Source organism: Asaia prunellae JCM 25354, from assembly GCF_000613885.1.
In the GTDB taxonomy this organism is placed as follows: domain Bacteria; phylum Pseudomonadota; class Alphaproteobacteria; order Acetobacterales; family Acetobacteraceae; genus Asaia; species Asaia prunellae.
The window spans coordinates 105735-118392 of the sequence record NZ_BAJV01000011.1; the positions used below are offsets into that span (position 1 = coordinate 105735).

Consider the following 12658-nt stretch of genomic DNA (forward strand, 5'->3'; position numbering starts at 1 on the left):
GTGAATAGGGCATGGCTTACTGTGAGCTTTACGCCACACCTGAAAGTCAGATGACTCCGATGCCGTGGATTTGATGAGGTGTCCATGCCTGAACGGCATGGTTCACCCTTTGTCATGAATGATCAGGCAGAAAGCGTTTTTCTGAGTGAATCGAACACGGCGGCACTATTGGGCTGCGGCCCACCGGCCTGTGCCATGTCGGGGCGACCGCCGCCGCCTTTTCCGCCCATTTCTGCGGCGGCCAGACGCACCAGATCGACCGCGCTGAAACGATCATTCAGATCCTTGGTAACAGCGACTACCACACTGCCTTTACCCTCTGCGGTCGAGATGAGAGCCACGATGCCACTGCCAATCTGCTTGGTAATGGCCTCGGCCACGTTCTTGAGCTCCCGTGGGGCGACATCCCCAAGATCGCGCGGTACGAAAGTGATGCCGTTGATGGTCTCGCTGGCAGAATCGGCCTGACCGGTTGCAAGACGCTTCTGGAGTTCGGAAACCTGACGCTCCAGAGAACGACGTTCCTCAACCAGAGCCGCAAGACGGTCAGGGGCTTCGGCAACCGTCGATTTCAGGAGATCGGCCATGCGACGCAAACGCTCGTCTGCCTCGGTGGCCAGACGGTCGGCAGCCATACCGCATACCGCCTCGATCCGGCGCACGCCGGCGGAGACACCACTTTCGGACACGATGCGGAAGGGGCCGATCTCGCCGGTACGACCAACATGGGTGCCGCCGCAAAGTTCGATTGAATAGGCGTTTCGGGAATCGTCCCCGAGTCCCATCGAGACCACGCGCACTTCGTCACCGTATTTTTCCCCGAACAATGCCATGGCACCTTCTGCCACAGCCGTTTCCGGTGTCATGATGCGGGTCTCAACGGCACTGTTTTCGCGGATACGCGCATTCACTTCACGTTCGACCAGCGCCAGTTCTTCCGCGGTGATCGGGCGTGGTTGCGACACGTCAAAACGCAGGCGTTCCGGGGCGTTCAGACTGCCTTTCTGGGCGACATGGTCGCCAAGCTGGCGACGCAGTGCTTCATGAAGCAGATGAGTAGCCGAGTGATGGCCGCGTACTGCCTGGCGCCGTGTATGGTCGATCTCTGCTGTGACCGACATACCGGGGCGTAATGTGCCTTCGACAATGCGGCCATAATGTACCAGCAGATCACCGTTGCGCTTCTGGGTATCGGTAATTTCAACGCGCAACTTGTCGCCCAGCAGCACACCATGATCGCCGACCTGACCACCGCTTTCGCCATAGAAGGGGGTCTGGTTCAGGAGAATGGCCACGTCCTCGCCAGCTGAGGCGTTCTCGCTTTCGATTCCGGCCTTGGCGATCAGGATTACTTCGGCATCTGCTTTTTCAGAGCTGTAGCCAAGAAATTCGGAGGCTCCGAAGCGCTCGCGGGCATCGAACCAGATTGTCTCTGCTGCGGCATCGCCAGAGCCCACCCAGGCGGCGCGGGCACGGGCACGCTGCTCTGCCATGGCGGCTTCGAATCCGGCCACATCGACAGTACGGCCCTGTTCGCGCAGCGCATCCTGCGTCAGATCAAGCGGAAAGCCGAAAGTGTCATAGAGTTTGAAGGCTACGTCACCCGGTAGAGCCCCGCCTTCGGCTACACGGGCGGTTTCATCCTCAAGCAGCGACATGCCACGCTCAAGAAGGGCGGTGAACCGCTCTTCCTCACCCTTCATGGTCTCGGCGATGAGCGACTGATGCTGCACGAGTTCGGGATAAGCTGAACCCATCTGACGGATCAGGGCAGGGAGGAGGCGGTAAAAGACCGGTTCGGTTGCGCCCAGACGCTGAAGATGACGCATGGCGCGACGCATGATGCGACGCAGCACATAGCCGCGACCGTCTTTTGACGGCATGACACCATCGGCAATCAGAAAGGCCGTCGAACGCAGATGGTCAGCCACGACGCGATGACTGGCGCGCAGCGCACCATCTGGGTCAGTGCTGAGTGCATTCGCCGTCGCTTCGACCAGACTGCGCAGCACGTCAGTATCATACACATCGCGCTTGCCCTGCATGACGGCGGCAAAACGTTCTAGCCCCATGCCCGTATCGATCGAGGGGCGTGGCAGCGGCGCGCGCGTGCCCGGAGGTCCCTCGAGATATTGCATGAAGACGAGATTCCAGATCTCGACAAAGCGATCGCCATCTTCTTCAGGCGAACCCGGAGGGCCACCCCAGACATCGGGGCCGTGATCAAAGAAGATTTCCGAACAGGGACCGCAGGGGCCGGTATCGCCCATGCGCCAGAAATTGTCTGAAGTCGGAATACGGATGATTTTCTCTTCAGGCAGGCCTGCGATCTTGCGCCACAGACCGGCTGCTTTCTCATCTTCGGCATAGACTGTGGCAAGCAGTTTTTCTTTCGGCAGACCATAGCCCCTGGTCAGCAGGTTCCAGGCGAATTCGATCGCCTCGGCCTTGAAATAATCGCCAAAGGAGAAATTGCCGAGCATTTCGAAAAAGGTCAGATGGCGGGCAGTATAACCGACATTGTCGAGGTCGTTATGCTTGCCGCCCGCACGAACGACCTTCTGGGCCGTCGTTGCGCGGGAATAGGGACGGGTTTCCTGTCCGGTGAACACGTTCTTGAACGGCACCATGCCAGCATTGGTAAAAAGCAGGGTCGGGTCGTTCTGCGGCACCAGAGGGGCCGACGGAACGATTTTGTGGCCATGGTCTCCGAAATACTTCAGAAACGCGCTGCGCAGCTCATTTGTTGTGGTGTTATGGATCGAAGTGGTCATGGCGCGAGCAGAAAATCCCGATTGCGGCGTGAAGATGGCATCTCCACTAGAGCAAAGAGACGGTAAAGGGAATGTTTTGCGCGTGAGGGTTCAGGATTCCAGATCCTTGTCGGTTGGATCGACATTCAGATCGACTGTCATTTTTGCGAGTTCAAGAGGCGTCTCGGGCACTTTTGCGCGGAAAACAAGCTTGCGTGACAGGTTGAAATTCGCCAGCAGCCCCATCAGGGAGCCGGCAGCCAGAGGCAGGGCCACATGCTGGGCGCAAAAGGGGACGGTAAAGCATAGCGTATAGACCGTTCCGCGATTCAGCAGAAATCCGAAGCTGTTGGCCGCCAGAAAACGCAGCCATTGCAGAATGGGATGGTCCCTGTGTGCTACATTTCTGAAGGTCCAGAGCTGGTTGAGGAGCCAGTTCAGGCTGGCGACCGCAAAATAGGAAAGAAGTGTTGCGGCAGTCAGTCCGATATACGGTCGCAGAACGGTTACCAGCAAAATATCCCAGACCAGCCCCATGGCCCCGATCACACCGAAGCGCATGAACTGCCTCAGGAGCTGCTGTGGTGCCCGTGGATAGAAGATCTTTTTCTTCTGCACTGAGAGCCCTGCCTTTCGCACGTTTCTGGAAAACTGGCGACAAGCTGGTAGGGCGATCACCCGCAGGATGCAAGCTGCCTAAGCGTCAGTCAGGCTGGCGCTGTATCGGTTTTTCCATGACGGCAGGGGACTTTGCCGAGATATGCCAGCTCCGCCAGCCATACAGGGCGATCACAATCAGTCCTGCATAGAGTCCTGCACTCAGCCATAGTCCGCGTTCGATGAACAGCATGATATAGGCGCCATCGACCAGGATCCAGAGCAGCCAGCAGGCCATGAATCGTTTCCCTGTCCAGATTTGTCCGACCACGCTGAGGACACTCAGCGTGGCGTCAGTCATGGGAGCAGCATCGCTCGTCCAGAGCCTCAGAAATGTTCCCAGAGTAAGGCTGCACCAGCCGGCGATCAGGAGATCGCGCATTAGGATACGACCAGATGCGCGCTGCACGACAATTTCTGCCGTCACCAGACGCAGTTTATGCCACTCGTACCAGCCTTTGAGAATGAAGAGGCAGAAAACAAGCTGAAGAGCTGAGTCTGCGTAGAGTCGTGATCTTGCAAACACGACCAGATAGAGCAGGGAAGCCAGAAGCGAGCATGGCCATCCCAGAACGCGCCTGCGTGCCATGAGCCATATTCCCGTCATGGTGACAAGAACGGCCAGAGCTTCGACGGGCGACATTATATGTCGGCTCTCTCTGGTTTGACGATACGGTTGAGCAATGATTTGCCTTCAGCCGTGCCAAACCATTGTGCGTGACCCAGAAGATAGGTTTCGTAGGTCGTTTTTGCGAGTTCAGGTGCGTTGAGAAGGGCCTGATAGTACCAGATTTCCGAACAGGCAAAGGTGATGTGAGCGAGAGGGAGAAAGGCCGCGATATCCTCGCGCTCCTGCATCGTGAGAGGATGAGACCGTTCGTATCCGGCAAGGAAAGCCACGATCTGTTCTGGTTCGGTCCTGAAAAACGGAGGTGAATGCGCCAGAGTACGCCTTGGCTTCATCCAGTCGATCATGCTTCGTTCAAGTGCCACGGCGATATCGAAGCAGCGCGTCGTCTTGTCCGCCATGCTGAAATCGAAGACGGCACTAACTGTCTCCTTGCCTGATGGTCCTTGCCATATGAGATTTGATCCATACCAGTCGCCATGTCCCCATTGCAGCTCGGCACGGGCCAGAGAGGCTGTTGCGTTGCGGAACAAAGGCGTCAGTGTGGCCAGAATATCGTCAATATTTCCGTGGATCTCGACAGACTGCCTGAGGGCCGGATTGTCTTCTATCCATCTTTCAGACCTGTTTCCGGGCCGTGGCGATCAAGCAGGGGAATCACCGACGAGACGAGGGGGCGTGTTGAGCGGGACGGCGCATTCCAGCTTTGTGCCTTTTCGTGGAGGCAGGCCAGGGCATATCCGGCCTCCTGAGCATGATGACGCGTAAGATACGGTTCCCATGACAGGCGATCGCGATAAAGATCGTTTCCTCCGAGAGCGGGAAAGCACTCATAGCACCATTCACCAAGGCTCAGGCTGGTCTTTCCCGATGATGCCTCCAATGGGCAGGCAACGGAGAGACCCTGTCCGGCAAGGTGGGCGATCAGATCATGTTCCTCTGCCAGAGCTGATTCATCACGCAGGAAGCGATGGTGACGTTTGAGAAACCAGTTCTTTCCGTCGCAATCGCTCAGACGCGAGACTGCGGAGAATGGTCGTGCACTGTGCCATTCGATGGGGGTGATATCAGGCAGATCAAACGCTGCCAGAACAAGAGATGCCTCGTCCTGTGTGATCAGCGGCCAGTCACGCTTTGTCTCTCTGCCCCAAAGCCCGAATTGACCAGGTGAGGTGAGCTTTGGCCTTACTGACATCAGAAACCGGCGGTTGCAGTTGCAAGAGCCGAGAATCCGCCCCCGATATAATAGTCAGGAGATGACCCTGCGATGGTTGTGCCATAACGACCAGTGGTATTCCTGGCATTCAGTGTGGGGTCCGCCACGCCTGAAAGATAATGTTCATTGGTGATGTTGATCAGGTTGAGGCGCAGAGAGGGCGCCTTGAGGCGCTTGAGGTCGGAGAAGCGATAACCGATTGCAAGATCACCGGTTGTACGATCGCTTATCCGTTGGTCATTTATGAATGTTGAATACTGCCGACCGGTATAATGCACTGAGGCAAACCCGAAAACATGACCGTCATCATAAGTCAGACCAGCCGAAGCCTGCAGGCTTGGGCTACGAACTGCGATCTTGCCTCGTGTCGGGAGCAGATCGCCATTGCTGGCAATATCATTGTCGATCGTGGCGTGGAGATATTCGCCGGAGAGGTAGGGTGCAAAATGATGCCAGGGCCTTAGGCCAAGCTCGATGTCAATGCCTCGTGAAGTCTGCCCACCTGCATTGATGGTCGAGGAAATCGGTGTGTTGTTGATCTGGATCTGGGTTTCGATCTGGCGGTTCGTGAAATTGTAATTGAAGAAGGTCAGGCTGCCCGTTACGAGCGGCCCGGTATAACGATAGCCCAGTTCCTCGGAAATCGAGTATTCGTTGCGGAGACTGGTTGCACCATTTGTGCTGGTTTCACCGCTGGTAGGATCATACACGTTGTAGAGTGCGGTGAAAGAAGGGGCACGAAAATTGGTTGTGGCATTCAGGAAGACTGGTGCTGTGGCGTGATCTGAAAACGCATACCAAGACGGGGCAGGGGTACCGCGCTGTTGCTGCCGACATGATATTGTGGTCCCGGTACGGCGTTGGTGCCTGTCCGGTTGACCATGACTTCCTTGAAGCCGAGTTCGATGAGCATACGATCCGAAAGAAAACTCATCCGGTCACCGATGAACAGTGCATTGGTCATACTGATCGTATGATTGTCGCCCGCCAGATACACGCTGCCATTGGAAAGCCTGACGAAATTACGTGTGCCGCTGCCCCAGATGTTGGCGGATGTTCCGTTTGTGCTAATCGGGGAGAATGACTGTACTTCGTGATCGTCGCCATAGTCGAACCAATAACCGAGAATGAGCTCGTTCCAGCTCTTTTTCCAGACGAGTTCAGAAGTGAAGCCGGAGCGGGTGCTACGCTGCGTGTAATTCGCACGTACCAGAGCCTGACCATCCTGTGTGCTGGGCAGGGTAAGCGTATCACTGAGTGGTTGTGTACCCGTGTAAAGATCCGTAAGTGGCAGTGTCGAGCCGCTGGGCACATTACCGTAAGCGCCTTGTGCATAAGGTGTCGCCCGCAAGGTGATGTGGTCGGTCAGGGCCAGGTTCACAGGCGCACCCATGTATAGTGTGCGCTCGGGTGCACGCCACAAGCGCTGGTAATCCTGAGCCTCGTCCGGGTTCTGTGGATCGTACCGGCTGTTCAGAGCATTGCCTGCCGAGACGCCATATTGTCTGAAAAGATCTTTTGTAACCTGCGGGTAGTAACTCGTGACTGTACTGTTGAAGCTTCCGACAAGAGCTGCATGCGATTGTTCGCCGATATCGCGGACGAGTTTGAAATCGATATGATGCCGCATGTCATGACCGGGGCTACGCCAGTTTTCGGCACTGGTGTGAGAATAGGAGACAAAACCGCGTAATCCTGTGTGCCCTATCAGACCGGTATCGAACCGGATGAACTCACGGTTGCTGTTATAGGAGCCATACGAAGCTTCGACCATGCCACCTGCCTTGCGCGCAGGATCGCGAAAGCTCAGACTCATCAACCCGCCTGCAGCATTCAGAACGGGGCTGTCCAGATCAGCAGCGCCCTGGCTCAGCGCTACCTGACGATAGTTCTCGCCATCGGCAAACTGGCTGGGATAGCCGGAATAGAAAGCCAGATCGTTGAGCGGCATGCCTTCCAGCACATAGCCAATTGAATCCGTGTTCAACCCGCGCACTGAGATTGTGGTCTGCGGTGATAACCCCATCGCATCCGACGCTGCGACATTGGCACCAGGCAATAGCGATACCAGCTGATAGGCGGTGGCGATGGGAGCCTGTTTGGCGATGAAGGTACTATCGACACTACTGACCGAGCGGATCTCATGCTGAGCCCGTATCAGCCCGCCACCACGTTCGGCATTGCGTTTCTCGGGTTCAGTTGCCCGAACGGTAATATGTTCGCTCTTTTTCTGCCTGGCTGATCCTTCAGCTGCCTCTGCGCTCATCCAGGAGATCATGTAGAGCGTCGAGATCGTGGAGAGAAGCCAGAACCGTCTGACCGATCGATGCGAGCAAGCCAAAGCGTGTGCCAATGTCATGATCCAGTTATGAAAAAACGATAGGGCACGCCCCTGTATGAGAGCAGTTCTCATATCCTCGCTATCGAAACAATCGAATTTCCATTCTTTCTGTCGTGAGATGAAGCAGAAACCCTCTCTTCTTTCTCAGGAAAGCGATGGGATCGCGTGTTTCTGGATCTCGCCCTACTCGATAGTGTCTCGTTTTGTCGGTAGGATGAGTACCAGTCTTCGGAGAAAACTGTTCCGCAGAATCTGCACAAGGCGTTTTTCTGTATTTCGGTGAATTCTGACGATCGCATGGTAACTGAAAAACAAGATTTCTCCCCTGCCAGCCGTAAAAAAGCGTTTCAGGGAGAGGCCAGAAACCTGAGGAGAATGGTGGGATGCTCGATCCGGATATTGCCCGATATGTCGAGAACTGGGTGATCAAGACCCCGGCTGATCCGACGCCGCGTCGCGTTTCGTCACAAGATCGGACTTTGATTGAGTGGATTCTGCAAGAGCAGGCAGGAAAGACGCGTGATGAGGCGATCAAGGCCCTTGACGCCTCATTCGCCGGATGGATCGTGCAGCGGGGCAGGGGCCAAAGACCCTCGGCTTTGAATGAAACTGATTTTCTGGCTCTGTGCGCTCTTCTGCCCGAGCCTGAAAAACCTTCTCATAGTGAGGCAGTTCCGGAGCGAGGGCCTCGCTGCGCTCAGCTCGATCCTGAGGAAAATGGTGGGACGCCCAAGCTGGATATTGCCCGATATGTCGAGGATTGGGTGATCAAGACTCCGGCTGATCCGGTGCCGCGCCGTGTTTCGTTACAAGATCGGACTTTTATTGAGTGGATTTTGCAAGAGCAGGCAGGAAAGACGCGTGATGGGGCGATCAAGGCCCTTGACGCTTCATTCGCCGGGTGGATCGTGCAGCGGTGCAGGGGCCAAAGACCTTCGCCTCTGAATGAAACTGATTTTCTGGCTTTGTGCGCTCTTCTGCCCGAGCCAGGGATACGTGCGCCTGAGGACGTGGTTACTTCCGGGGAGACCGGGATTCCCCACACTATCGTGACAGAGCCTCAGAAGAATGAACCGGCAGCCCCTTCCGAGCCTGAAAAAACCCATAGTGAGGAGGTTCCGGAGCGAGGGCCTCGCTACGCTCAGCTCGATATGGCGCTTTTTCATCTGGAGTACGGTGTCTGATCCCTGATCCCTGATCAGTGGCTGACAGGCAGCTGACGCGTCTGTCAGCTCGATTGAATATTATCAGTGGCAGCCAGATCGCGTCGTTGCAAGGTCATAACGAGAACAAGGCCGACTATTGCGCAGGCCATGCCCATCAGGAAGATGGATTTGTAGCCCAGACAGTCAGAAAGCGTTCCTGCGATTGGTCCGCTTACGGCATAGGAGAGGTCCTGAAACGCAGCAAATCCCCCTAGCGCCGTGGCCCGGATAGATGCGGGTACACGCTTGACGACTTCGACGCCCATCGAAGGGTAGATCAGCGAACACCCTGCACCCGTCAGCACTGCTCCCACCAGAGCCAGAACCGGCGAGGGTGCGAACGCGATACAGCCCTGACCCAGGGCCTCGATCGTGAGGGAGAGCATGGCAACCCGAATACCGCCCATATGCTCTGGCAGATGGCCGCAGAATATACGCCCTGCAACGAAGGCCAGACCGAAGCAGGTCAGGCCCAGACTGCCGAAACGCCAGTGTTCGGCAAGGAAGTAGACCGAGAGAAACGCACCCAGCACGGCGAATCCGACACCCTGCAAGGCAACCACCATACCGTAGGGGCGAATAACACCGAGAACAGGCCAGAAGGATTCGCGCTTTCCTGCCAGAATGGGGGCCGCGGGTACGCCCTGGACGATGGCGAGACCGACAAGAGGCAATATGATGCAGATGGCCATCAGGCTGGAGAAGCCGGCGAGATGATAAAGGCTGAGCCCGATTGGGCCACCGAAGGCGAAAGCACCATACATGGCTGCCCCCGTCCAAGTGAGCACTTTTCCCGCGCCTTGAGGGCCGGTCAGTCCGATGCCCCAGCCATGCATGCCGACAAGCGTATAGCTTTCCCCAACGCCAAGCAGAAGACGCCCGATAATCAGAAGACCGAAAGAAGCGGATCTCGGGAACAGATCGAGTGCAGAAAGCAGACATATGGCACTTGCAAGTGCGTACAGGATCAATCCCAGACGCATTGCATTGCGTCCACCTTTATGGTCGGCAAATCCTCCGGCAAGCGTGCGGGTCAGAATAGTCGAGACGAATGCGCAGCCTACAGCGACGCCTGCAATACCATTGCCATAACCGGGCCATGAGGTGATGAAGGGGGGGATGACTGCCAGGGGCATGGCTACGGCCATATAGGAAAGAACGAGTGCAATGGTCAGCGCAGGCAGATGCCTGAAGGAACTATCTTTGTCGGTCATAAAGGGGCGCCCGGTCTGCTTTTTATAGCTCTGCCTGTCTGCATGTGTCGTTGCCTGAAGACATGGTCAGGCAACGACACAGCCCTGATCGAGGAGAAAAGAGTCGTGACGCTAGCCCCGGGTGCTCAATGGTTCAAATAACGCTCTGGTGACGACTCTTGTCCGATCCGTCTTTCAGTCGGAATTGCAACGGGGGCAGGAACAGTAGGTATTATCCTTTGAGGCGTGCTTCGCAGCGTCGGGCAATGCGTGTCAGGATATTGTCGCGACCATGACAGGCGGTCAGCATAAGTCCCGCTGCCAGTCCTTGCCAGTAGAAAGGCAGGCTGAAAGAACAGCCATCAAGCAGATTGGCGAGAGATGGATTACGCAGGACGAGTCTGTTGAGCCGCCCGTATTGTGCCGGTTCATCACATTCTGCGATCAATGGGGGCAGTATAGGAGAAGTCGGGCAGACAAGGGCATCAAAGCCGTTCATATCTGCATTGAACCGAGTGCACAGTTTCTGGCGTTCGATATAGAGCTGCCTGAGTTCCTGTACGGTTGTTCTTGCCCCCATGATTATACGTTCTTTCACACGGGGGTCGAAATCCTGCTCGTGATGAATCAGATCGTCATGAAAATAGTGATAGGCTTCCGCAGCGACGATCTGTCCTTGCAGGTTCAGATCGATGATATCCTGCAGGAGAGGCAGGGGCTGACGGACAATTTCTATTCCGCCTGCCTCAAGATGTCGAATGACGGCTTCAAAAACGGCCAGGACCTGTGGATCCGCTTCATTACGTACAATCGATGTAGGAAGAAGCAGGCGTATCGGGCCTTCTTCAGCTTCGACCGATGTCCATTTTTCGTGTCTGCCTGCCATAATGTGATCGAGCAGTGCGCAATCCTCAACAGTCTGGGCAATGCTGCCAACACTGTCCAGGCTGGGTGAAAGAGGAATCATGCCTTTGCGGCTTATATGCCCCGCCGTCGGCTTGAAGCCCGTCAGCCCGTTCATGGCGGCTGGAATACGGCAGGAGCCGCCTGTATCCGAGCCAATACTTGCGAGAGCTGCACCGGTTGCGACAGAGATAGCACCCCCTGAACTGGATCCTCCAGGTATGGCGCGACCTTCCTCGACAAGTGTATTCCAGGGCTGCGGATAATGCGGATTGAGGCCAAGACCTGAATAGGCGAATTCTGTCATCTGGGTACGGCCAAGAAAGATGAAGCCTGCTGCCCGCAGGGGGGCAATAGCCTCGGCATCGTTCAAAGCGACCGGGCGACCGGAAAGAATCGTGGAGCCTGCACGTGTTACCTGTCCCTTGATATCGAAGAGATCCTTTATTGAGATCGGCAGGCCGCTCCAGGGAGAGGCCTCATAGCCTTTTGCCCGTATCCGGTCGGCGGCGTCAGCATATTGTCTCGCCCGATCTGCAGAGAACTCTTCTGTGTAGGCGGCGCGTGCATTGTCGCACGTTTCTATTTTCTCGATAAAGTGTTCAACGAGGGCACGGCTGGTGATTTCTCCCAGAGCAAGGCGTCTGGCAGTCCCTGTCAGTGACTCTTTATAGGGGGCAAAGCTCGAACGGATTGTCGGACTGTTCATAGGCTGCGCCTTCTTTTTTTGTCTGGGCGATTTATTCGGCAAATTGCTCGGCTATGATCCGCTCTGAAAGACCATGGTCCGGATCGAAAAGAATGGTTGCTGTAATCGAACGATCCTCGCGGACGGTTATTTCAGCAACGTCGCGTACTTCCATGAAATCTGCGACGGCGGCACAGGGACGTTTGTCCTGCTCCAGAAGCGTAAGACGAACGGTCGCCGATGACGGTAGCAGAGCTCCACGCCAGCGTCTGGGTCTGAAAGCCGAAATTGGTGTCAGAGGAAGCAGATTGGCGGTGAGAGGGACGATCGGCCCGTGAGCAGAAAGATTATAGGCTGTTGATCCGGCCGGTGTGGCCACGATCACCCCGTCGCAGATGAGCTCTGGCAGACGTACACGCTGATCGACCTCAATGCGTATCTTTACGGCCTGGCGTGTCTGACGGAACAGAAAAACATCGTTGAAGGCAATGCTTCATGAAAAGTCCCGTCGCGTCCAATCGCTTTCATTCTCAGCGGATGCAGCTCGGATGGTTGAGCGCGTGTCAGCCTGCTGATCAGATCCTCATCTGAAACAGCGTTGAGAAGAAATCCGATCGAGCCGCAATTGAGCCCGTAGGCGGGTATGTTGTGCTCGGCAACTTTGTGCAGCACCTCAAGCAGAAATCCGTCCCCGCCAAGGCAAACGACAATTTCTGCTTCGCAGAGAGGAGCATCGCCATGGATGGCAATGAGCTTGAGACGCGCTTTCTGTGCTATTTCGCTCGGCGATGCGAGAAACGCGATACGCTCGGGAGGCTTCCGAAAGCAGGTAAGGGGCAGGCTCACGCCTTTAGACCAAGCTGAAAGGGCTGAGCCCGATCAGGAGAAGCAGGAAACACCAGATAATCCACCTGTTCGCACACCTGAACTGGAATTTATAAAACTACCCTAACGGTGAGTGCCGATCCTCGCAACCATGCTTGTAAACAGCTTTATACCGTCAGGCGCCAGTCGTTTGCCTCCTTTTCTGATAGAGCGTTATTCTGTCAGTCATTTCAGAGAGAAAGAGGCCGG

General features: G+C 55.9%; 8 protein-coding genes and 2 pseudogenes. 1 reads left to right on the top strand and 9 read right to left on the bottom strand.

Going from position 1 to position 12658, the window contains the following annotated elements:
• Positions 1-122: 122 nt before the first annotated feature.
• The 6 genes and pseudogenes from alaS to JCM25354_RS18300 all read right to left on the bottom strand — a co-directional run bounded on the left by alaS (position 123) and on the right by JCM25354_RS18300 (position 7520).
• A complete protein-coding gene (alaS, locus tag JCM25354_RS10695) occupies positions 123-2774 on the bottom strand; it encodes an alanine--tRNA ligase (RefSeq protein WP_025886013.1) in 2652 nt (883 codons plus the stop codon).
• Between the two features lie 90 nt (positions 2775-2864).
• Positions 2865-3371 carry a GtrA family protein gene (locus tag JCM25354_RS10700; protein ID WP_025886014.1) on the bottom strand — a complete coding sequence of 169 codons (507 nt, stop codon included), beginning with the start codon at positions 3369-3371 and terminating at the stop codon, positions 2865-2867.
• An 85-nt stretch (positions 3372-3456) separates the two neighbouring features.
• Complete coding sequence (pnuC, locus tag JCM25354_RS10705) at positions 3457-4053, bottom strand: nicotinamide riboside transporter PnuC (protein WP_025886015.1); 597 nt, start codon at positions 4051-4053, stop codon at positions 3457-3459.
• Positions 4053-4649 carry a phosphotransferase gene (locus JCM25354_RS18290; protein ID WP_084294735.1) on the bottom strand — a complete coding sequence of 199 codons (597 nt, stop codon included), beginning with the start codon at positions 4647-4649 and terminating at the stop codon, positions 4053-4055. Before JCM25354_RS18290 ends, pnuC begins: the two co-directional genes overlap by 1 nt.
• Positions 4646-5233 carry a phosphotransferase enzyme family protein gene (locus JCM25354_RS18295; RefSeq protein WP_051537358.1) on the bottom strand — a complete coding sequence of 196 codons (588 nt, stop codon included), beginning with the start codon at positions 5231-5233 and terminating at the stop codon, positions 4646-4648. The genes JCM25354_RS18290 and JCM25354_RS18295 overlap by 4 nt, the downstream gene beginning before the upstream one ends.
• Positions 5233-7520, bottom strand: a pseudogene (locus JCM25354_RS18300) (TonB-dependent receptor). Before JCM25354_RS18300 ends, JCM25354_RS18295 begins: the two are co-directional and overlap by 1 nt.
• Before the next feature lie 458 nt (positions 7521-7978).
• Here JCM25354_RS18300 and JCM25354_RS10720 point away from each other — a divergent pair.
• Positions 7979-8779: a hypothetical protein gene (locus tag JCM25354_RS10720; RefSeq protein WP_025886016.1), complete on the top strand. Its 801-nt coding sequence runs from the start codon at positions 7979-7981 to the stop codon at positions 8777-8779.
• A 44-nt stretch (positions 8780-8823) separates the two neighbouring features.
• Here the strand turns inward: JCM25354_RS10720 and JCM25354_RS10725 are convergent, their stop codons facing one another.
• The 3 genes and pseudogenes from JCM25354_RS10725 to JCM25354_RS18305 form a co-directional block, all read right to left on the bottom strand.
• Complete coding sequence (locus tag JCM25354_RS10725) at positions 8824-10014, bottom strand: arabinose transporter (RefSeq protein WP_025886017.1); 1191 nt, start codon at positions 10012-10014, stop codon at positions 8824-8826.
• Positions 10015-10225: 211 nt separating this feature from the next.
• Positions 10226-11605 (bottom strand): amidase, encoded by a 1380-nt coding sequence (locus JCM25354_RS10730; protein ID WP_025886018.1) that lies wholly within the window; start codon positions 11603-11605, stop codon positions 10226-10228.
• 31 nt (positions 11606-11636) lie between these two features.
• Positions 11637-12430 (bottom strand): annotated as a pseudogene (locus JCM25354_RS18305) (NAD kinase).
• Between the last annotated feature and the right edge of the window lie 228 nt (positions 12431-12658).

Coding starts and splice junctions, on each gene's coding strand:
- alaS (WP_025886013.1), bottom strand. CDS start 2,774: ATGACCACTTCGATCCATAACACCACAACAAATGAGCTGCGCAGCGCG.
- JCM25354_RS18295 (WP_051537358.1), bottom strand. CDS start 5,233: ATGTCAGTAAGGCCAAAGCTCACCTCACCTGGTCAATTCGGGCTTTGG.
- JCM25354_RS10725 (WP_025886017.1), bottom strand. CDS start 10,014: ATGACCGACAAAGATAGTTCCTTCAGGCATCTGCCTGCGCTGACCATT.
- JCM25354_RS10720 (WP_025886016.1), top strand. CDS start 7,979: ATGCTCGATCCGGATATTGCCCGATATGTCGAGAACTGGGTGATCAAG.
- JCM25354_RS10730 (WP_025886018.1), bottom strand. CDS start 11,605: ATGAACAGTCCGACAATCCGTTCGAGCTTTGCCCCCTATAAAGAGTCA.
- pnuC (WP_025886015.1), bottom strand. CDS start 4,053: ATGTCGCCCGTCGAAGCTCTGGCCGTTCTTGTCACCATGACGGGAATA.